This window comes from Klebsiella sp. CD33 (assembly GCF_051992865.1).
Lineage (GTDB): Bacteria > Pseudomonadota > Gammaproteobacteria > Enterobacterales > Enterobacteriaceae > Klebsiella > Klebsiella pneumoniae.
Genome location: NZ_CP197023.1, coordinates 242,092 through 264,714 on the forward strand (window position 1 = coordinate 242,092; position 22,623 = coordinate 264,714).

Sequence of the window (22,623 nt, forward strand, 5' to 3'; positions counted from 1 at the left end):
AAGCCGGAGATGGCTATTCTGGGATTACAGGGCGTGCGCGGGGGAACTGGCGTCACGTCCATTACGGCTGCACTCGCCTGGGCCCTGCAATTGCTCGGTGAAAGCGTGCTGGCGATCGACGCCAGCCCGGATAATATGCTGCGCTTTTTCTTTAATACCGATATCCATCATCAGGACGGCTGGGCGCGGGCGCTGCTCGACGGCCGGGACTGGCGTGACGCGGGCTTGCGCTATACGCAGCATATCGATCTGCTGCCGTTTGGCCAGCTCAGCGCCGGCGAAAGAGAAAATGTCGACCAGCTGCAGCCCACCCTGGGGGCGATAGCGGAGGCAGTACAGCAGCTACAGGGCCAGTACCGCTGGCTGCTGCTGGATCTGCCGGCGGGTTATTCGCCGTTGACCCGCGAGCTGCTGACGCTTTGCGATCGCTCGCTGGTGGTGGTTCATCCCGACGCCAATAGCCATATCCGTCTACACCAGCAGCCCCTCCCGGCCAACGGCGATATTCTGATTAACGATCAGCGGGTCGGCAGCCAGCTGCAGGAAGATCTCTACCAGCTGTGGCTGGAGAGCCAGCCGCGCATCCTGCCGGTGACGATTCACCGCGACGAGGCGATGGCCGAGTGCCTGGCGGCGAAACAACCTCTCGGGGAGTATCGTCAGGATTCGCTGGCGGCGGAAGAGGTGCTGACCCTGGCGAACTGGTGCCTGATCCACTATTCCGCCGGGAGAGCGGCATGATCCGCCTCAGTACGCTGCTGCTGGCCCCGCCGGTGGGGGAGCGGCTGCGTGCGCGCTATGATGACTATCGGCAGCACGGCGCTTCGTGGCTGTCGGCGTCGCTTGGCTGTCTGTGGGCGTCGCTGGTCTGGGCGCTGATGCCGCTGGAGACGCCGCGCTGGCAGGCGATTCTGGCCCGCCATGAAACCTATTTTCCCCACATAAATCCGCATCGCCCGCGTCCGCTGGATCCGCTGCGCTACCTGCTGCAATCCCTGTGGTTACTGACGACGCGCGTGCCGGAGCCGGAGAAAAAGGTCAACTGGCGTTCGCTGGCGGCGCTGGAAGGGGTGCACGGTCGCTATACGCAGTGGCTGGAAAAATTGCCTGAGCAGATGAACGCCCGCACCGGCCATCTGGATAAACAGAAAGAGCTGGCGCACCTCAATCCTAAACTGCGCCGGGCGATCCTTGGGGGGGTGACCTTCTGCTCGCTGGTGCTGGCGCTGATGTGTATTACGCAGCCCTTTAACCCGCTGTCGCAGTTTATCTTCCTGATGCTGCTGTGGGGCGTGGCGCTGCTGGTGCGACGCATCCCGGGCCGTTTCTCGGCGCTGATGCTGATCGTGCTGTCGCTGACGGTGTCGTGCCGCTATATCTGGTGGCGCTATACCTCGACGCTGAACTGGAACGACCCGGTAAGCCTGGTGTGCGGGATCATTCTGCTGTTCGCAGAGACCTACGCCTGGGTGGTGCTGGTGCTGGGCTACTTCCAGGTGGTCTGGCCGCTGAATCGCCAGCCGGTGCCGCTGCCGGAGGACATGGATTTGTGGCCAACCGTGGACATCTTCGTCCCCACCTATAACGAAGATCTCAACGTGGTGAAAAACACCATTTACGCCTCGCAGGGCATCGACTGGCCGAAGGACAAGCTGAACATCTGGATCCTCGACGACGGCGGACGGGAAGCGTTTCGCCAGTTTGCCAAAGATGTTGGGGTGCACTATATCGCCCGTACCAGCCACGAACACGCCAAGGCCGGCAACATCAATAATGCGCTGAAATATGCCAAAGGGGAGTTCGTCTCGATCTTTGACTGCGACCATGTGCCGACGCGCTCGTTTCTGCAGATGACCATGGGCTGGTTTCTGAAAGAGAAAGAGCTGGCGATGATGCAGACCCCGCACCACTTCTTCTCGCCCGATCCCTTTGAGCGCAACCTTGGTCGTTTTCGCAAAACGCCGAACGAAGGGACGCTATTCTACGGCCTGGTGCAGGACGGGAACGACATGTGGGACGCCACCTTCTTCTGCGGCTCCTGCGCCGTTATCCGCCGCGGCCCGCTGGATGAAATTGGCGGGATAGCCGTCGAAACGGTGACCGAAGATGCCCACACCTCGCTGCGTCTGCACCGGCGGGGATATACCTCCGCCTATATGCGTATTCCGCAGGCGGCGGGGCTGGCGACGGAGAGTTTATCCGCGCATATCGGCCAGCGCATCCGCTGGGCGCGCGGGATGGTGCAGATATTCCGCCTCGATAATCCGCTGTTTGGCAAAGGCCTGAAGCTGGTGCAGCGCGTCTGCTACGCCAACGCCATGCTTCACTTTCTCTCCGGTATTCCGCGCCTCATCTTCCTCACGGCGCCGCTGGCCTTTTTGCTGCTCCATGCCTATATCATTTATGCGCCAGCGCTGATGATCGCGCTATTCGTGTTGCCGCACATGATCCACGCCAGCCTGACCAACTCGAAGATTCAGGGCAAATATCGCCATTCGTTCTGGAGTGAAATTTACGAGACGGTGCTGGCCTGGTATATCGCGCCGCCCACTTTTGTGGCGCTGATCAACCCGCATAAAGGCAAGTTCAACGTCACCGCGAAGGGCGGGCTGGTGGAAGAGGAGTATGTCGACTGGGTGATCTCCCGGCCCTATATCTACCTGGTGCTGCTCAATCTGGTCGGCGTCGCGGTGGGGATCTGGCGCTTCATGTACGGCCCGGAAAATGAAATTCTCACCGTCTGGGTGAGTATTGTCTGGGTATTCTACAACCTGATTATTCTTGGCGGCGCGGTGGCGGTCTCGGTTGAAAGCAAGCAGGTTCGCCGTTCGCACCGTGTCGAAATGAGCATGCCGGCGGCTATCGCCCGCGAAGATGGTCACCTGTTCTCCTGCACCGTCCACGACTATTCCGACGGCGGACTGGGGATCAAAATTAACGGCGACGCGCAGGTGCTGGAAGGCCAGAACGCCAGGCTGCTGCTCAAACGGGGACAGCAGGAGTATGCCTTCCCGGTCAGGGTCGCGCGGGTCAACGGCAGCGAAGTGGGGCTCCAGCTGCTGCCGTTAACCAACCAGCAGCATATCGATTTTGTGCAGTGTACGTTTGCCCGCGCTGATACGTGGGCGCTTTGGCAGGATAGCTTCCCGGAAGATAAGCCGATGGAAAGCCTGCTGGATATCCTCAAGCTGGGCTTCCGTGGCTATCGTCACCTGGCGGAGTTTTCGCCGCCGTCGGTGAAGGTGGTTTTCCGCGCGCTCACTTCGCTGGTGGCCTGGATAGCGTCGTTTGTACCCCGACGCCCTGAACGCGCCGCGCCGACGCTCTCCGCAGACCCGGCAATGGCTCAACAATGATGATAATGAGATGAAAAGAAAACTTTCCTGGATGTGTGCAGTAGCGGTGGGCATGTGCAGCTGGTATCCACTGGCCTCTTATGCGGCGCCGGCCGCGGTGGCGAACGCTGCCCCTGGCGTTCAGCCGCAGGCCGCGACCCCGGCTGCGCCGATCGTGGTGGGCGAGCCGACGGCGACCCTCGCCGAACCGACCGCTCCGGCGGCGCTGGCCGAGAACGTGCCGCAGCGGGAGGTGAAGCTGAGCTTTGCCACCATCGCGCCGCCGCCCGGCAGCATCGTGCTGCGCGGCTCACGGCCTGACGCGTCGGTCGAATTCGGCATGCGCAGCGATGAGCTGGTCGCCAACGCGCTGCTCAATCTGGAATACACCCCATCGCCCTCGCTGCTGCCCGTGCAGTCGCAGCTGAAAGTCTATCTCAACGATGAGCTGATGGGCGTTCTGCCCGTCACTAAAGAGCAGCTGGGGAAAAAGATCCGCGCGCAGCTGCCGATTGACCCGCTGTACATCACCGACTTCAACCGCGTACGGCTGGAGTTTGTCGGCCACTACCGCGACGTCTGCGAAAACCCGGCCAGCAGTACGCTGTGGCTGGACGTCGGACGCGAAAGCTATCTGGATCTCACCTACCAGTCGCTGAAGGTAAATAACGATCTGTCACACTTCCCGGTGCCGTTCTACGATCCGCGCGATAACCGTCCGCTGAAGCTGCCGATGATTTTCCCGGGCTCGCCAGCGGTCACCCAGCAGCAGGCGGCGGCGATAGTCGCCTCCTGGTTCGGCAGCAAGGCCGGCTGGCGCGGCCAGCAGTTCCCGGTCTATTTCAATGAACTGCCGGATCGTAACGCCATTGTCTTCGCCACCAACGACAAGCGTCCGGACTTCCTGCGCGATCATCCGCCGGTCAAGGCGCCGACCATCGAAATGATCGACAACCCGAACGATCCCTACGTCAAGCTGCTGGTGATTTTCGGCCGCGATGATAACGACCTGCTGCTGGCGGCGAAGGGGATTGCTCAGGGCAATATTCTGTTCCGCGGCAGCAGCGTCACCGTGGACGGCATCAAAACCCTGCAGCCGCGTCAGCCTTACGACGCGCCGAACTGGGTGCGCACCGACCGTTCGGTCACCTTTGCTGAGCTGAAAACCTATGAGCAACAGCTGCAGTCCAGCGGCCTGGTGCCGGATGCCATCACCGTGGCGCTTAACCTGCCGCCGGATCTCTATCTGCTGCGGGCCAACGGCATCGATATGGATCTGAAATACCGCTACACCATGCCGCCGGTGAAGGACAGCTCGCGGATGGATATCAGCCTCAACGACCAGTTCCTGCAGTCGTTCAGCCTTAACAGCTCCCAGGACGTGAACAAACTGATCCTGCGCCTGCCGGTGCTGCAGGGGCTGCTGGACGGCAAATCGGAGGTCACCATCCCCGCGCTGCGTCTTGGGGCGGTCAACCAGCTGCGCTTTGACTTCCAGTATATGAACCCGATGCCCGGCGGCTCCATCGACAACTGTATTACCTTCCAGCCGGTGCAGAACCACGTGGTGATCGGCGACGATTCGACCATCGACTTCTCGAAGTATTATCACTTTATCGCCTTGCCGGACCTGCGCGTCTTCGCCAATGCGGGCTTCCCTTACAGCCGTATGGCGGACCTTTCCGACACGCTGGTGGTGGTGCCGAAGGCGCCGACCCAGGGCCAGGTGGCGACGCTGCTGCAGGCGCTGGGGGGCATCGGTTCGCAGACCGGTCTGGCGGCGATTAATCTGCAAATGACCGACGATGGCAACCAGATCAAGAATAAAGACGCGGATCTGCTGCTGATCGGCGCGATCCCGTCGTCGCTCAAGGACGACACCAAAATCAACCTGCTGGTCGAGGCGACCAAAAGCTGGGTGAAAATGCCGATGCGCCACTATGACCTGGCGAGCATTTATCCCGACGATGAGGCCCGCACGCCCAATACCCGCACCGACATTACCTCTTCCGGGCCGATGGCGGCGGTGATTGGCTTCCAGTCGCCGTATAACGATCAGCGCAGCGTGGTGGCCCTGCTGGCCGACAGCCCGCGCGGTAATGAACTGCTGACCAACGCCCTCAACGACAGCGGTAAGCGGGCAGCGATGTTTGGCTCGGTGGCGGTGATCCGCGAATCCGGCGTCAACAGTCTGCGGGTGGGGGATATTTACTACGTGGGTCATCTGCCCTGGTTCGAGCGCATCTGGTTCGCGCTCTCTAACCACCCGATACTGCTGGCGATCTTCGCCGCCATCAGCATTGTGCTGCTGGCATGGGTGCTGTGGCGCATGCTGCGCATCATCAGCCGCCGCCGTCTTAGCCTGGATGATGAGTAAACCATGATGAAAGTACTTTGTGGCGCGGTGCTCTCGGCGCTGCTGCTGGCGGCGGGCCAGGTGGGCGCCGCCTGCCAGTGGCCCGCCTGGGAGCAGTTTAAACAAGCGTACGTCAGCCCCGAGGGACGGGTGATTGACCCCAGCGATGCGCGCAAAATCTCCACCTCCGAAGGGCAGAGCTATGGCCTGTTTTTCGCCCTGGCGGCCAACGATCGCGCAGGGTTCGACAAACTGCTGACCTGGACGCAGAACAACCTGGCAGAAGGCGATCTGAAACAACATTTGCCGGGCTGGCTGTGGGGCAAAAAGGACGATGAGCAGTGGACCCTGCTGGACAGCAACTCGGCGTCCGACTCGGATCTGTGGATAGCCTGGGCGCTGCTGGAGGCGGGCCGCCTGTGGCAACAGCCGCAGTACACCGAGACCGGTAAAGCCCTGCTGGCGCGGATTGTCGCTGAAGAGACGGTGGCGGTGCCGGGCCTCGGCACGATGCTGCTGCCGGGAAAAGTCGGTTTTGCCGATGACAGCGGCTGGCGGTTTAACCCCAGCTATCTTCCGCCGCAGCTGGCCACCTACTTTGTGCGTTTTGGCGCGCCGTGGCCCGCGCTGCGCGACAGTAACCTGCGCCTGCTGCTGGAGACCGCGCCGAAAGGCTTTACCCCGGACTGGGTGCGCTATGAGAAAGGGAAAGGCTGGCAGCTGAAAACCGAAAAGCCGCCGATCGGCAGCTATGACGCGATTCGCGTCTACCTGTGGGTGGGCATGCTCCATGATGGCGATAAGCAGAAAGCGCGTCTGCTGCAACGCTTCGCGCCGATGGCGGCGCAGACCACGGAGCAGGGGGTACCCCCGGAGAAAGTGAATATCGCCACCGGCAAAACCAGCGGCCAGGGGCCAGTGGGTTTCTCCGCGGCAATGCTGCCGTTTTTACAGGACGACGAGGCCCGGTCGGTGCAACGCCAGCGCGTCGCCGATAACTATCCCGGCGCGGATGCCTACTACAGCGCAGTTCTGACGCTGTTCGGCCAGGGTTGGGATCAACACCGTTTTCGTTTCACGGCGAGTGGCGAATTACAACCTGACTGGAACCAGGAATGCGCAAGCTCTCACTAAGTTTACTCACGCTGTCCCTCGGCGTTGCGCTGCTGCCGTTAGCGCAGGCGGCGACGACGCCTGCCCAGGAGCATCTGCTGGAGCAGGTCCGCCTCGGCGAGGCCAGCAATCGTGAAGACCTGGTGCGCCAGTCGCTGTACCGTCTGGAGCTGATTGATCCCAACAACCCGGAGCTGATTGCCGCGCGGATGCGCTATCTGCTGCGTCAGGGGGATGCCGCCGGGGCGCAAAAAGAGCTGGAACGACTGACGAAGCTGGCGCCGGACTCCCCGGAGCTGAAGGCGTCGCGCAATGAGATGAAAAGCAACACCGGCGAGGGCCGCCAGGCGCTGCAGCAGGCGCGACTGCTGGGCGTGGCCGGGAAGGTCGATGAAGCCATCGCCGCCTATGAAAAACTGTACGGCGGGGTGCCGGATGACGTTGACGTCGCCATTGAATACTGGACGCTGGTGGCGCGCCTGCCGTCCCGCCATAGCGAAGGCGTCAGCCAGTTGAAAAAACTGAACGCCAGCGCGCCGGGCAACGTCAGCCTGCTGACTTCGCTGGCGAAGCAGATGTTCGCCGATAACAAACCGCAGGAGGGGTTCGCCTATCTGGCGGAGATGGCCCGATCGGCCTCGGGACGCGGTATCGCCGCCGATATGTGGTTCAGTGAGGTGAAAAGCATGCCGGTGAGCAAGGCCAGCGTGCAGGCGTTGCAGCAATTTCTTCTGCAGTTTCCCACCGGCTCGGTGGCGGCGAACGCCCGCGTTCTGCTCGACCAACAGCAGGCGCAGCTGCAGGATCCGACTTTCCGCGCCCGCTCGGAAGGGCTGGCGGCGGTCAAGTCCGGGAATACCACGCAGGCGGTCGCGGATCTGCAGAAAGCCGTTCAGGCCGACAGCCGCGACAGCGACGCGGTGGGCGCTCTCGGCCAGGCCTATTCCCAGCGCGGCGACCGCGCGCGGGCAGTGGCGCAGCTCAGTAAAGCGATTGCCATGGACCCTGACAGCCCGAACCGTGGCAAGTGGGACAGCCTGCTGCAAACTAACCGCTACTGGCTGCTGATAAAGCAGGGGGATAACGCCCTGAAAGCCGGCCAGCTTTCGCAGGCGCAGAACTATTATGCCCAGGCGCAGCGGGTCGATCGCACCGACAGCTATGCCGTGCTGGGGCTGGGGGACGTCGCGGCGGCGCGCAAAGAGGCGGCGGCGGCGGAGCGCTATTACCAGCAGGCGTTGCGCCTGGATCGCGGCAATAACCTGGCGGTGCGTGGCCTGGCCAACCTCTATCGCGCCGAATCGCCGGAGAAAGCCAGCGCCTGGATCGCCGGCCTCCCTCCCGCTCAGCGGCGCAGCATCGATGATATTGAGCGCAGCCTGACTAACGACCGGCTGGAGAAACAGGCGCAGGCTCTGGAGAGCCAGGGCAACTGGGCGCAGGCGGCGGAAGTTCAGCGTCGGCGCCTGGCGCTGGATCCGGACAGCGTCTGGATAACCTACCGTCTGGCGCGGGATCTGGTCAGCGCCGGCGAACGCCAGGAGGCCGACGCGCTGATGCGGACGATGGTCAACCGCCAGCCGCAGGACGCCGAACGGGTCTACGCCTCGGGACTCTACCTGTCGGGGAACGACCAGGACGATCTGGCTCTGGCGCAAATCGCCGCTCTGCCGCGCAGCGCGTGGACGGATAACATTCGTGAACTCGAAGCGCGCCTGCAAAGCGACCGGGTGCTGCGCCAGGCCAACCAGCTGCGCGACAGCGGCGACGAAGCGCAGGCGATCGCCCTCATCAAACGGCAGCCCGCCTCGGTGCGCTATGATCTGACGCTGGCCGACTGGGCGCAGCAGCGCGGCGACAGCCAGACGGCGATTGCCGACTATCAGCGGGTGCTGCGTCAGGAGGCCGACAACGGCGATGCGCGCCTCGGCCTTGCGGAAGTCTACCTGGCGGAGGGCGATAAACCGGCCGCCCGGGCGCAGGTCATGCAGCTGAAAGGCGCAGAGACCGAATCCATGAACATGCAGCGGCGGGTGGCGCTGGTGCGAGCCGGCCTTGGCGATACCGCTGACGCGAAACGGATTTTTAATCAGATTGTGCCGCAGGCGAAGGCGCAGCCGCCCTCGATGGAGAGCGCGCTGGTGCTGCGCGATGCCGCGCGCTTTGCCACCCAGAGCGGGGCGCCGCAGCAGGCGCTGACGCACTACCGGGAAGCGATGGTGGCCTCCGGCATTACCCCCGCGCAGCCGCAGGATAACGATACTTTTACGCGGCTGACGCGCAACGACAGCCATGATGACTGGCTGAAGCGTGGGATCCGCAGCGATGCGGCCGACCTTTATCGTCAGCAGGATCTGAACGTCACCCTGGAACATGACTTCTGGGGTTCCAGCGGCACCGGCGGCTATTCCGACCTGAAGGCGCATACCACCATGCTGCAGGTGGATGCTCCGCTGGCGGATGGCCGGATGTTCTTTCGCACCGATCTGGTCAATATGGATGCCGGCAGCTTTTCCACCCACAGCGACGGGAGCTACTCGCCCAGCTGGGGCACCTGCGGGGAGATCGCCTGTACCAGCGGCAGTAAAAATCAGACCGACAGCGGGGTCAGCGTAGCGGTCGGCTGGAAGAATGACACCTGGAGCGGGGATATCGGCACCACGCCGATGGGCTTCAATGTCGTCGATGTGGTGGGGGGGCTGAGCTACAGCAGCGACGTCGGGCCGGTGGGGTACACGGTCAACGTCCACCGGCGGCCTATCTCCAGCTCGCTGCTCTCCTTTGGCGGGCAGAAGGACAGCAGCAGCCATACCGGCGCCACCTGGGGCGGCGTCCGCGCCGACGGCGGCGGCCTGAGCCTGAGCTACGATCGCGGGGAGGCTCACGGCATCTGGTCCTCGCTGGGCGCCGACTCGCTGACCGGTAAAAACGTGGCGGATAACTGGCGCGTGCGCTGGATGACCGGGTACTACTACAAGGTCATCAACGAGAATAATCGTCGCGTCACCGTTGGCCTCAACAATATGATCTGGCACTACGACAAAGATCTCAGCGGCTACACCCTCGGCCAGGGCGGCTATTACAGCCCACAGGAGTATCTCTCGTTCGCCGTGCCGGTGACCTGGCGTCAGCGCACCGAGAACTGGTCCTGGGAGCTCGGCGGGTCGGTGTCATGGTCCCATTCGCGCACCCAGACGCAAGCCCGCTATCCGCTGCTGAACCTGATCCCGTCCGACTACCGGCAGCGCGCCAGCGAGCTGACGGAGGAGGGAAGCAGCAGCCATGGATTCGGTTACACCGCCAGAGCGCTGGTGGAGCGGCGGGTGACCAGCAACTGGTTCGTCGGCGCCGCGGTCGATATTCAGCAGGCGAAGGATTACACCCCGAGCCATGCGCTGCTTTACGTCCGCTACTCGGCGGCCGGCTGGCAGGGGGATCTGGATATGCCGCCCCAGCCGCTGGTGCCCTACGCCGACTGGTAGCAGAATAGGCTGAATTACGTTACAGAGCGCCACTCCGCGACGCGCTTCGCGTATACTCGTGAGGCGTTGCCCACCGTTGGCCGTCGGGGATGTATCCCGGCGTCCGCGCCACCGCGCGGAAATATCCCGTCACTTCATCCCTCGCGGGCGTGGGCGAAGGATTTAAGTATATAATCAGCCTGAAACGACCGGGATTGAAGGATTGATACCGGGTATGTATTCAGTATCAGTGGAGAACACCGTTGCGCGTCAGCCGTTCACTTACAATCAAACAGATGGCGATGGTCGCGAGCGTGTCCATGGCCTTTGTATTGGTTTTTTGCACTATTTTGCTGTTTCACTTTGTGCAACAGAGTCGCTTTACCACGGCCACGCAGTTAGAAAGTATCGCGCGATCCGTTCGCGAACCGCTGTCTGCGGCTATTCTGAAAGCCGATATTCCGGAAGCGGAAGCCATTTTAAGCCGTATCCAGCCTGCTGGCATCGTCAGCCGGGCGGATGTGGTATTGCCGAACCAGTTCCAGGCGCTGCGGATGCGATTTATCCCCGAGCGGCCGGTGCCGGTAACCGTCACCCGGCTGTTTGAGCTGCCGGTGCAGATTTCGCTGCCCATTTATTCGCTGGAGCGGCCGGCCAACCCGCAGCCGCTGGCCTATCTGGTGCTGCAGGCCGACTCCTATCGCATGTATAAATTCGTCATGAGCGCCCTTGCCACGTTAGTGACTGCTTACTTACTTCTGGTGCTGATGCTGACGGTGGCGCTCACCTGGTGCATCAACCGGCTGATGGTTCGCCCTCTGCGGCGTATCGCCCGCGAGCTGAACGATCTCTCCCAGCAGGAGCGTCTTGGCCATCAGCTGACCCTCCCGCGCCTGCACCATGACGACGAGATCGGTATGCTGGTGCGCAGCTATAACCGCAACCAGCAGAGCCTGGTCCGCCAGCATGATGAGCTGTCCATCCAGTCGACCCGCTTCCCGGTCTCCGAGCTGCCGAATAAAGCCTTTTTGCTGGCGATGCTGGAGCAGACGGTGGCCCGCCCGCAGAGCGCCGCGCTGATCGTCGTCGCCTGTGAAACCCTGCAGGACGCCGCCGGGGTCCTCAAGGAGAGTCAGCGCGAAATGCTGCTCCTGACGCTGGTGGAGAAGCTGCGGGCCGCGATCCCGCCGCAGATGGTGCTGGCTCAGGTGAGCGGGTATGACTTCGCGATTCTCGCCGATGGCCTCGCCGAACCGTGGCAGGCGGTAACGTTAAGTAAGCAAGTGCTCACTATTATTAATGAGCGTTTACCGCTGCATGGGCTGCAGCTGCGGCCCTACGCCAGCGTCGGGATCGCCATGTTCCACGCCGGGCTCAGCGCCGAGCAGTTTTACCGGCGCGCGGTGTCGGCCGCTGTCACCGCACGACGTAAAGGCAAAAACCAGATCGAGTTCTTCGATCCCGAGCAGATGGAAAAGGCTCAGCGCCGCCTGATGGAAGAGCACGACATTATGACCGCGCTCGATAACCAGCAGTTCGCGATCTGGCTGCAGCCGCAGGTGGCCTGCGCCAGCGGCGAGATCTGCGGCGCCGAGGTACTGCTGCGCCAGCGGCAGGCGGATGGCAGCTGGTCGCTACCGCCGTCGCTGATTGAGCGCATTGAGTCCTGCGGGCTGATTATCCCGGTCGGCTACTGGGTAATGGAAGAGGCCTGCCGCCAGCTTGCGGCCTGGCAAAGCCAGGGGATTATGCTGCCGCTGTCGGTCAATGTTTCGCTGCTCCAGCTGCTGGAGCATGACCGCGGCGAGGAGATGCTGAAGCTGATCGCCCGCTACCGCATCGCCCCGGGCACCCTCATCCTCGAGGTGACGGAGAGCTGCCGGATGGACGATCCGCAGGATGTGATGGCCCGGTTGCGCCCGCTGCGCGAGGCCGGGGTGCAGATTGCGCTGGATGATTTTGGCATGGGTTATGCCGGGTTGCACCAGCTGCAGCAGATGAAGGCCCTGCCGGTGGATATTCTGAAAATTGATAAGGTATTCATCGATATGCTGCCGGAGGATGTCAGCATGGTGCCGGCGATGATCCAGCTCGCGCGCGGCCTGTCGCTGCGTATCGTGGCGGAAGGGGTGGAGAACGACGCCCAGCGCCGCTGGTTGCAAGCCGCCGGCGTCGAGGTGCTCCAGGGCCATCTGTTCGGTTGCGCTTTACCGCAGGAGGCATTCAGCGCGCGCTATCTCTCCCCGGCCCGGGAGGATGTAAATTTGTAAATGTTTTGTTGACTTGTGCGAGTCAGCTCAAAGATTTTAACAATTGCGTTGCACTTTCGGCGTTAGTTATTTCTGAAATGTTTCCAGGGTGTTATTTTTAAGCCACAGACGTCAAATATCCCTTCTTGCTCTGTGGTTATTCCCAAAGGACACCCTATGAAAACCTCTATCTTTAAAAGCCTCTATGTCCAGGTGCTGACGGCCATAGCGATCGGTATTCTGCTGGGCCATTTTTACCCGGAACTGGGCGCGCAAATGAAACCCTTCGGCGACGCCTTCGTTAAGCTGATTAAAATGGTGATTGCTCCGGTTATCTTCTGTACCGTCGTGACGGGGATCGCCGGGATGGAAAGCATGAAAGCCGTCGGCCGTACCGGGGCGGTGGCGCTGCTCTATTTCGAAGTGGTCAGCACCATCGCGCTGATTATCGGTCTGATTATCGTCAACGTGGTGCAGCCCGGCGCCGGGATGAACGTCGACCCGTCAACGCTCGATGCGAAAGCGGTGGCGGTGTACGCTGAGCAGGCTAAAGATCAAGGGGTAGTGGCCTTTTTACTGGATGTGATCCCGGGCAGCGTCATTGGCGCCTTCGCCAGCGGCAACATTCTGCAGGTTCTGCTGTTCGCCGTCCTTTTTGGTTTTGCCCTGCACCGTCTGGGCAGCAAGGGCCAGCTGATTTTCAACGTCATTGAAAGCTTCTCCCAGGTTATCTTCGGCATTATCAATATGATCATGCGCCTGGCGCCGATCGGCGCCTTCGGAGCCATGGCCTTTACCATCGGTAAATATGGCGTCGGCACCCTGGTGCAGCTGGGGCAGCTGATTATTTGCTTCTATATCACTTGTATCCTGTTCGTGGTGGTGGTGCTGGGGAGCATCGCCCGGGCCACCGGCTTCAGCATCTTCAAATTTATCCGCTATATCCGGGAAGAGCTGCTGATTGTGCTGGGGACCTCCTCATCAGAATCGGCGCTGCCGAGAATGCTCGACAAGATGGAGAAGCTGGGCTGCCGTAAATCGGTGGTAGGCCTGGTGATCCCGACCGGCTATTCGTTCAACCTCGATGGCACCTCTATCTATCTGACGATGGCCGCAGTCTTTATCGCCCAGGCGACCAACAGCCATATGGATATTTTCCATCAGATCACCCTGCTGGTGGTGCTGTTGCTCTCCTCGAAAGGGGCGGCAGGGGTGACCGGCAGCGGCTTCATCGTGCTGGCGGCGACCATCTCGGCCGTCGGTCATTTACCGGTGGCTGGTCTGGCGCTGATCCTCGGTATCGACCGCTTTATGTCCGAAGCCCGCGCGCTGACTAACCTGGTGGGTAACGGCGTTGCCACGGTGGTGGTGGCGAAATGGGTGAAAGAACTGGATGCCAAACAGATGGATGACGTTCTGAATAACCGTGTTCCGGCGAACAAAACGCACGAATTATCCTCTTAAATCCTCCTCTTAGGCCCGTACTCCCTTGCTGGAGTACGGCCTCCTGCGCATAATTAGAGGTCATTCCCGCCCGGCGGGAATGACACGAAATGATTATTTTACGTTGTCATGCGACATTTTCGTCTCCGTGTGGTCTAACCGACGTATTTCACTCTCACTTTTTTCGGCAGCCCGTCAGTGGGGTGCTGTTGTAACCAGGAATGTTCATCAGGGGTTCACATGCAGGGCACAACAATTAAACTCTTAACGGGCGGTTTGCTGATGGTAGCGGCGGCCGGTTATGTGCAGGCAGAAGCGCTCCAGCCTGATCCGGCCTGGCAACAAGGGACCTTAGCGAATGGTTTGTCTTGGCAGGTATTGGCCACGCCGCAACGTCCCAGCGACCGTATCGAAGTCCGTTTGTCCGTTAATATTGGCTCGCTGAGCGAAAGCACTCAGCAGAGCGGTTTCAGCCGCTTTATTCCCCGCCTGGCGTTGACGCAAAGCGGCAGCCTGCCGACGATGCAGGCGCGCTCTTTATGGCAGCAGAGTATTGACCCGAAGCGTCCTCTGCCGCCGGCCATCGTCTCCTACGATTACACGATGTTTAATCTCAGCCTGCCCAATAACCGCAACGATCTGTTGAAAGAGGCGCTGAGCTGGCTGGCGGACGCCAGCGGTAAACTGGCCATTACGCCTGAATCGATCAATCATGCGCTGCAGGGCAGCGACATGGTGGCGACCTGGCCACTGGATACCAAAGAGGGTTGGTGGCGCTATCGCCTGAAAGGGTCCACCATGCTGGGCCATGACCCCGCCGCGCCGCTGAAGCAGCCGATCGACGTGGCTCAGCTGAAAGACTTTTATCAAAAATGGTACACCCCCGACGCCATGACGCTGATCGTGGTGGGGAATGTCGACAGCCGCAGCGTTGCCGAGCAAATCAATAAGACCTTTGGCGATCTGAAGGGCAAGCGGGAAACCCCCGCAGCGGTGCCGACCTTATCGCCGCTGCCTACCGTGCCGGTCAGCATCATGACCAACGCGGTGCGTCAGGACAAACTGTCCATCATGTGGGATGCGCCATGGCAGCCGATCCGCGACTCCGCGGCGCTGCAGCGCTACTGGCGTGACGATCTCGCCCGTGAAGCGCTGTTCTGGCACGTGCAGCAGAGTCTGAGCAAAAATAACGTGAAGGATATTGGCCTTGGCTTTGACTGCCGGGTGCTATATCAGCGCGCGCAGTGCGCCATCAACATCGATTCCCCGGGCGAGCGCCTGAACAACAACCTGAGCGTGGTTTCGCGCGAGCTGGCGAAAGTGCGGGACAACGGGCTGCCTCAGGAGGAGTTTGACGCGCTTATCGCTCAGAAAAGCCTCGAGCTGCAGAAGCTGTTTGCCACCTATGCGCGCACTGACACCGACATTCTGATGAGCCAGCGCATGCGCTCCCTGCAGAATCAGGTGGTGGACATCGCGCCGGAGCAGTACCAGAAGCTGCGTCAGGAGTTCCTCAACTCCCTGACGGTGGACATGCTGAACCAGTATCTGCGCCAGCAGCTCTCGCAGGACATGGCGCTGGTGCTGCAACAGCCGAAGGGCGAACCGGAATACAATATGAAGGAACTGCAGGCCACCTGGGAAAAACTGATGGCGCCGAATCCGGCGGCCACGGCGGCTAGCGGCAGCGCCGATACGGTTGACGCCCACAGCGAGGCCAGCGACATCCCGCCGGGGCAGTAACCTAACGCCTCTCCGGCGCGCTAGCGGCGGCCGGAGAGCGCTTTGTGCGGAGAATTACTGCGGCATCGCTTCCCGCGGGATGATCGCCCCGCGATACTGGATCACCGTGCTGGCGGTCAGGTGTCCGCGTCTGGCGGCGGATTCGGCATCGCCGCCGGTCAGGCGAACGGCCAGGTAGCCGGCGCTGAAGGAGTCTCCGGCGGCGGTGGTATCCACCACCTTCTCTTTGGCCAGCCTGACGGCCGGCACTTCCCGCAGCGGTTGCCCGCTAACCGAGACCAGGCAGGCATCCGCGCCGCGCTTCACCACCACCTCTTCCACGCCGGCGGCGTGGGTGCGGGCGATCACCTCAGCAACCGGTTTTTCTCCCCACAGCGCGTCTTCATCATCGAGGGTCAGAAACGCGATATCGGTGCAGGCGAGCATCTCCTGATAGACCTGCTGCGTTTCCGCCTGGCTGGCCCACAGGCGCGGACGATAGTTGTTGTCGAAGATCACCTTGCCGCCGTTGGCGCGGCACTCACGCAGCAGCGTGAACAGCTTGTCGCGGCTGACCGGGCTGAGAATGGCGAGACTGATGCCGCTCAGATAGAGATAGTCGAAAGTGGCCAGCTCTTCGCAAATCGCCGCCGCGCGATCGCTCTCCAGCCAGAACTTTGCCGCCGCCTCGTTGCGCCAGTAGTAGAAGGTGCGCTCGCCGGTGTCATCGGTTTCAATGTAATACAGTCCCGGCAGGCGGTCGGCCATCCGCTGGATAAGATCGGTGTTGACGTTTTCCTGTTGCCAGCTGTCGAGCATCTGCTGGCTGAACGCATCGGTTCCCAGGGCGGTGACGTAGTGGACGCTCAATGCGCTGGCATCCGTCTGCCGCGCGATATAGACCGAGGTGTTTAAGGTATCGCCGCCAAAGCCGCGGTTAACGGCCCCGTTTTTCTCTGACAGCTCAATCATGCATTCGCCAATAACGGCAATTTTTTTAGACATAGCCAGAACCTGCAATGGAATCGATATAAGCGCTAGTGTGCGCTGCGCTGTTTTGCTGGTCAATCATATTAAAACATCGTTCCATTATTTTTTTGACCTGACGCGCGTAATGTGACGAAAAGCGCATTTCCAGGATAAACGCCGCTTTTTGACTATATTCAGGACTGACGTGATGCAAAAGGAGCGGAGTAGGGATGAGCAGAACCCGTAAAACGTTGGTTATCATCACAGGAACGATACTATTGCTGATCGTTCTTTTCTTTATCGTGCTGGCCACCTTTGACTGGAACCGGCTGAAGCCGACGATCAATCAGAAAGTGTCCGCCGAACTTAACCGCCCGTTCGCCATCCGCGGCGATCTCGGCGTGGTCTGGGAGCGGCAGCCGGACGAGCGCGGCTGGCGCAGCTGGATCCCGTGGCCCCACGTACACGCGGAGGATATCGTGCTGGGCAACCCGCCGGCCATTCCCCAGGTGACCATGATCCATCTGCCGCGGGTGGAGGCGACCCTTGCCCCGCTGGCGCTGCTGAGCAAAACGGTGTACCTGCCGTGGATCAAGCTGGAGCAGCCCGACGTACGGTTGATCCGCCTGGCGGAAGACAACAATAACTGGACCTTTCAGCTGGCGGGCGATAAGCGTACTCCGGGCGACAGCGCGCCCTCCAGCTGGTCCTTTCGCCTCGATAATATTCTCTTTGATCGCGGGACTATCGCCATTGACGACAAGATCACCCGCAGCGATATCACCATCCTCGTCGATCCCCTCGGCAAACCGCTGCCGTTCAGCGAAGTGACCGGCACAAAAGATAGCCATAGCGCGGCGAAACCAGGCGACTATGTCTTTGGTCTGTCGCTGAAGGGCCGCTACAAGGGCCAGCCGGTCACCGGCAACGGGAAAATCGGCGGCATGCTGGCCCTGCGCAGCGCAAGCGCCCCCTTCCCATTGCAGGGCGACTTCCACTCCGGTAACACCCGGGTAGCGTTCAGCGGCACGGTCAGCGACCCGCTCAACGTCGGCGGCATTGACCTGCGGCTAAAATTCGCCGGCGACTCGCTGCGCGATCTCTACGACCTGACCGGCGTGCTGCTGCCGGAGACGCCGTCATTCTCCACCGACGGCCGCCTGCGCGCCGACTTTACGCAAAAAAACCGCATGCGCTTTAACTATCAGAATTTTAACGGCCGAATCGGCGATAGCGACATTCATGGCTCCCTGTCCTACACCACCGGCAAGCCGCGGCCGAAACTCAGCGGCGATATGGAGTCGAAGCAGCTGCGTCTGGCGGACCTCGGGCCATTAATCGGCGTCGATTCCGGCAAAGGGACGAAGAAAAGCGCTTCGCGCCAGGCGGGGGACCGGCCGCAGCCGGCGGGTAAAGTGCTGCCGGCGGACCGCTTTGAAACCGACAAGTGGCAGGTGATGGATGCCGATGTGCGCTTTAAAGGCCGGAGAATTGAGCACGGCGGCACCCTGCCGATCAGCGATCTGTCGACCCATGTGATTCTGGAGGATGGTGACCTGCGCCTGCAGCCGGTGCGCTTTGGCCTGGCCAACGGGTCGATTGCCGGCAGCGTACACCTGCAGGGCGATAAAAAGCCGCTGCAGGGTGAGGCCAATCTGCAGGCGCGACGCCTGAAGCTGAAGGCGCTGATGCCAAACGTCGAGATGATGCAGAAAACCCTCGGCGAGATGAATGGCGACGTCCAGCTGCGCGGCAGCGGCAACTCGGTGGCGGCCCTGCTCGGCAACAGCAACGGTAACCTGAAGCTGCTGATGAACGACGGACTGATCAGTCGCAACCTGATGGAAATCCTCGGTCTTAACGTCGGTAACTACCTGATCGGCCAGATTTTTGGCGATGAGGAGGTTCGGGTAAACTGCGCTGCGGCCAATATCGACGTAACCAATGGCGTCGCCCGGCCGCAGATTTTTGCCTTCGATACAGAAAACGCGCTGATCAATGTGACCGGGACCGCCAGCTTCGCCTCCGAGCAGCTGGACCTGACCATCGATCCGGAAAGCAAAGGCTTTCGGGTGATCACCCTGCGTTCCCCGCTGTATGTCCGGGGCACCTTTAAATCGCCGCAGGCGGGGGTGAAGGCCGGGCCGCTGATTGTCCGCGGCGCGGTAGCGGCGGCGCTGGCAACCCTGGTGACGCCGGCCGCCGCGCTGCTGGCGCTGATCTCCCCGGCGGAGGGCGATAGCAACCAGTGTCGGACCATTTTGTCGCAGATGAAAAAGTAGAGGAGAGCCCTGACGCCGGGGGCGTCAGGGCGAAGGATCACAACGACTGGTGGCGGGTCTCGTGGGTCAGCAGCAGGGCGATCAGCGTCAGCGCCGCCATCGCCGCCAGATAGGTGCCGACCGCCGCGAGACCGTAGTTACCCTGCAGCCAGGCGGCAATGTACGGCGCGACCGAAGCGCCGAGGATCGACGACACGTTATAGGAGAACGACGCGCCGGTGTAGCGCACTTCCGTCGGGAACAGCTCCGGGAGCAGCGCGCCCATCGGGCCAAAGGTCAGTCCCATCAGGCTTAAGCCCAGCAGCAGGAAGGCGAAGACCAGCAGCGGATTGCCGGAGCCCAGTAGCGGTTTAAAGGCGAACAGGGCGAATAAAATAATCATCGTGGTGATGATAATCATGCTCTTGCGACGACCAAAAGCGTCCGCCAGCAGGCCGGCGACAGGCACCATTACGCCAAAGCCAATCACCGCCATCATCAGCATCCACAGCACTTCGTTACGCGGCAGACCCAGGCCATTCGGCGCCGCGCCGGTGCTGAAGGTCATCGAGTAGACGGTCATGATGTAGAACAGGGTATAGGTGGCCAGCATGATGAAGGTGCCCAGCACCGTCACCCGGACGTGTTTGGTCAACAGGGTACCCAGCGGGATTTTGACCTGTTTTTTCGCCGCCGCTACTTTGGCGAAGACCGGGGTCTCATGCAGCGAGACGCGAACATACAGACCGATGATCACCAGCACCGCGGAGAAGATAAACGGCACGCGCCAGCCCCACTCCATAAACTGCTGGTCGGTCAGCAGCCAGGAGAGCAGCAGGAAGGTGCCGTTGGCGAAGAAGAAGCCGATCGGCGCGCCCAGCTGTGGGAAGGAGCCGTACAGGGCGCGCTTGCGCGCCGGGGCGTTTTCCGTAGCCAGCAGCGCTGCGCCGCCCCATTCCCCGCCGAGGCCAAGGCCCTGACCGAAACGCGCCAGCGCCAGCAGCATCGGCGCGACAATGCCAATGCTTTCATAGCCGGGCAGCAGGCCGATCACCACGGTGGAGATCCCCATGGTTAACAGCGAGGCCACGAGGGTGACCTTCCGGCCGACGCGATCGCCGAAGTGGCCAAACAGCGCGGAGCCGATCGGCCGGGCGACGAAGGCGATGGCGAAGGTGGCCAGCGACTGCAGGGTGGCCGCAGCGGCATCGCCCTGCGGGAAAAAGATATGCGGGAAGACGATGACCGCGGCGGTGGCATAGATGTAGAAGTCGAAAAACTCAATGGCGGTGCCAATGAGCGAGGCGACAACAACCTTGTTGCGTGAGTTAACCGGGGCGGTTTCCTGCGTGTTTTCGAGAGTGGTGGCTGTGGCTTGCATAGATCTTTCTTATTTTTGCGCGAACGAAAAGCCATATAGCCACAGCCACAGGGACATTTCAATCTGTAACAAACGCGGAAAATGGGCAAAAAAGAGGCAAAAAGCGGATAATTTTTACACCAGTAAAAATAGTTCTATGAAATGCTTCACACAATTAAAAAGATAGAGAATAAAACCAGTTTTGAGTTAAATAAAAGTTACATGCTGGATTTATCTGCTGAAATCAAGCGCGAGGATGAATTTTGCCTCTTTTATTCATCCTCGCAATACCTCAGCGGTGGGTTTTGCCCGGCATCCGCCGGTCGTCTTTATACTCCGCGGTGGCGATCCACGCGGCGCAGAATAGCGTCAGGCGGGCGAAGAAATAGAAAAAGGCCATCAGCCCCAGCACCGATCCGAACGCCGCCCCGGAGGGGGATTTCACCAGCGCCGGCAGTGTCCAGGTCATGACGATTTTTATGATTTCAAAGCCAATCGCCGCGATAAGCGTGCCGCGAAACAGGGCCTTGCGCCGCGGACGATGGCGTGGCAGGCGCCAGAAAATCCAGAAAAAGAGCAGATAGTTGGCAAAAATCGAGATGGCGAGGCCGATTAGCCGCCAGGCGGGTTTCAGCCATTCAATGTTGTCGAGATACAGCGCGGAGATAATCATCTGCTGGGCGGAGCCGGCGACGGAGGTGATCGACAGCGTAATAATCAGCGCCACCAGCAGACCGATCAGCGAGATAAGATCGCGGAAGTACTTGACCCAGATTTTCTCTTCGTCCTGCGGCCGGCGCTCCCAGACGTCGCGCGATTGAGCGCGGATTGCTTCGCGCAGGTTGCCCATCCAGTTAATACCGGAATAGAGGGCGACCAGCAGGCCGACCAGACCGACGGCGGTGCGCTGTTGCACCGCGGTGTTGATGGTGTTTTTCAACGTTGCCGCCAGCGTTGGGTCGCTGACGTTTTGCAGAATTTTGTCGAAAATGTCCTGCAGCAGGGTTGGGTGCCAGGCCAGCACGAAGCCGGCGGCGGCAAAGGAGACCATCAGGATCGGGATCATCGACAGGAACGAGAAATAGGTGATAGCTGCCCCAAACTGATTGCCGAGCCGGTCATTGAAGCGCTCTGCGGCGCGCAACAGATGGGCGATCACCGGGTTGCGCTGCACTTTGGCCGCCGTTCCGGTGACGGTCTTCAGCGCCTGGCTGGCTTTTTGCCCGACGGCGGTGTCATTAAGGGCCTCGAGCGTGCTTTTGCTTTTCTCCGGCTGCGTATCCGGTTCCTGTGGCGGGCGTCGATCGTCGTTTTCCGGCGTCATACGTAATTTCTTCCTTTTTTACAGCGAGATTCAGCAAAAAGTATACCTTAAATGCCGTATCCTGCAGGAATGCCTCTCCCCGCCGCCCGTTTTCCAGCCGCGCCGCTCAATCGACATACGCTTTCATCAGTCCGCCCAGCCACTCCATAAACAGATTTACCCGGCGGGAGAGATTGCGCCGGTGCGGGTAGATCAGCGAGACCGGCAGCGGCTCGGCGCGGTACTGGGGCAGGATCTCAATCAGGTCGCCGGCGCGTAACGCCTCGCGCACGCCGGTGCGTGGCACCTGAATAATTCCCAGCCCGGCGATACAGGCTGCCTGATAGGTTTCCGTACTGTTGACCGTCAATATGCCGCCGGTTTTTACCCAGCGCACCGCGCCGTCGATCATTACCTCAAAGCCGGGGGGACGGGCCCCGAGGGTGCTGGCGTAGTGGATCAGGGCATGATCCGCCAGATCCTCCAGGGATTGCGGATAGCCAAAACGCGCCAGATAGTCCGGGCTGGCGCAGTTAATTTGCGTCAGCTTGCCCAGCGGCCGGGCAATCAGCCCTGAGTCTTTGAGCGCGCCGACGCGCACCACGCAGTCAAACCCCTCGCGGATCACGTCCACCAGCCGATCGCTGCTGCTCAGCTCCAGTTCGATGCCCGGATACTGCTGTAAAAAAGTCGGCAGATGCGGGATCACCATTTTTTTAGCAAAACCGACCGGCATATCCACCCGCAGCCGGCCGCTGATGCTCGCCGGATCGTGCTGGAACATGCCGTCCAGTTCGTCGAGGTTGCTCAGCAGATCTTTCGCCCGCTCGTAGTAGACCATCCCATCCTGGGTGAGCTGGACCCGGCGGGTGGTGCGGTGCAGGAGCCGCACGCCAAGATGGCTTTCCAGGGCCTGAATCTGTCGCGAGACGCTACCCTTAGGTAGCGCCAGGGTCTCGGCGGCGCGGGAGAAGCTCTCCAGATCCGCTACGCGAATGAATAACTGCATTGCATGAATTTTATCCATGCCGATCGCCTATTGTTGTTGTTA

13 protein-coding genes are annotated in these 22,623 nt (G+C 61.0%); 9 read left to right on the top strand and 4 right to left on the bottom strand.

Annotated elements, in window-relative coordinates; genetic code table 11:
• Positions 1 to 9: 9 nt before the first annotated feature.
• From bcsQ to ACR809_RS01185, 8 genes are all read left to right on the top strand, one after another.
• Entirely contained in the window at positions 10 to 741 is a 732-nt protein-coding gene (gene bcsQ / locus ACR809_RS01150; RefSeq protein WP_087788099.1) for a cellulose biosynthesis protein BcsQ, read from the top strand.
• Positions 738 to 3,356: a UDP-forming cellulose synthase catalytic subunit gene (gene bcsA, locus ACR809_RS01155; protein ID WP_002921508.1), complete on the top strand. Its 2,619-nt coding sequence runs from the start codon at positions 738 to 740 to the stop codon at positions 3,354 to 3,356. The genes bcsQ and bcsA overlap by 4 nt, the downstream gene beginning before the upstream one ends.
• 10 nt (positions 3,357 to 3,366) lie before the next feature.
• Positions 3,367 to 5,712, top strand: coding sequence for a cellulose biosynthesis cyclic di-GMP-binding regulatory protein BcsB (gene bcsB / locus ACR809_RS01160; RefSeq protein ID WP_004901208.1), 2,346 nt, complete (start codon positions 3,367 to 3,369; stop codon positions 5,710 to 5,712).
• A gap of 3 nt (positions 5,713 to 5,715) precedes the next feature.
• On the top strand, positions 5,716 to 6,825 hold the full coding sequence (bcsZ, locus tag ACR809_RS01165) for a cellulose synthase complex periplasmic endoglucanase BcsZ (protein ID WP_004151431.1): 1,110 nt from the start codon (positions 5,716 to 5,718) through the stop codon (positions 6,823 to 6,825).
• Positions 6,807 to 10,286: a cellulose synthase complex outer membrane protein BcsC gene (gene bcsC, locus ACR809_RS01170; protein WP_122051034.1), complete on the top strand. Its 3,480-nt coding sequence runs from the start codon at positions 6,807 to 6,809 to the stop codon at positions 10,284 to 10,286. The genes bcsZ and bcsC overlap by 19 nt, the downstream gene beginning before the upstream one ends.
• Positions 10,287 to 10,528: 242 nt before the next feature.
• Complete coding sequence (hmsP, locus tag ACR809_RS01175) at positions 10,529 to 12,535, top strand: biofilm formation regulator HmsP (RefSeq protein ID WP_020317212.1); 2,007 nt, start codon at positions 10,529 to 10,531, stop codon at positions 12,533 to 12,535.
• Between the two features lie 156 nt (positions 12,536 to 12,691).
• Positions 12,692 to 13,978: a dicarboxylate/amino acid:cation symporter gene (locus ACR809_RS01180; protein ID WP_002921438.1), complete on the top strand. Its 1,287-nt coding sequence runs from the start codon at positions 12,692 to 12,694 to the stop codon at positions 13,976 to 13,978.
• A 219-nt stretch (positions 13,979 to 14,197) separates the two neighbouring features.
• Positions 14,198 to 15,700, top strand: coding sequence for a M16 family metallopeptidase (locus ACR809_RS01185; protein ID WP_002921436.1), 1,503 nt, complete (start codon positions 14,198 to 14,200; stop codon positions 15,698 to 15,700).
• A gap of 54 nt (positions 15,701 to 15,754) precedes the next feature.
• On the opposite strand, the gene ACR809_RS01190 is transcribed toward ACR809_RS01185, so the two are convergent.
• Positions 15,755 to 16,684 carry a sugar kinase gene (locus ACR809_RS01190; protein WP_023288062.1) on the bottom strand — a complete coding sequence of 310 codons (930 nt, stop codon included), beginning with the start codon at positions 16,682 to 16,684 and terminating at the stop codon, positions 15,755 to 15,757.
• Positions 16,685 to 16,878: 194 nt separating this feature from the next.
• Between ACR809_RS01190 and ACR809_RS01195 the strand changes: the two genes are divergently transcribed.
• Positions 16,879 to 18,930, top strand: coding sequence for an AsmA family protein (locus tag ACR809_RS01195; RefSeq protein ID WP_023285614.1), 2,052 nt, complete (start codon positions 16,879 to 16,881; stop codon positions 18,928 to 18,930).
• 37 nt (positions 18,931 to 18,967) lie between these two features.
• Here ACR809_RS01195 and ACR809_RS01200 read toward each other — a convergent pair whose 3' ends face one another.
• The 3 genes from ACR809_RS01200 to ACR809_RS01210 form a co-directional block, all read right to left on the bottom strand.
• Entirely contained in the window at positions 18,968 to 20,290 is a 1,323-nt protein-coding gene (locus tag ACR809_RS01200) for an MFS transporter (protein ID WP_004150118.1), read from the bottom strand.
• A gap of 271 nt (positions 20,291 to 20,561) precedes the next feature.
• Positions 20,562 to 21,593, bottom strand: a complete 1,032-nt coding sequence (gene yhjD, locus ACR809_RS01205; RefSeq protein ID WP_002921337.1) for an inner membrane protein YhjD — start codon at positions 21,591 to 21,593, stop codon at positions 20,562 to 20,564.
• 106 nt (positions 21,594 to 21,699) lie between these two features.
• Entirely contained in the window at positions 21,700 to 22,599 is a 900-nt protein-coding gene (locus tag ACR809_RS01210) for a LysR family transcriptional regulator (protein ID WP_023328314.1), read from the bottom strand.
• Positions 22,600 to 22,623: the final 24 nt, after the last annotated feature.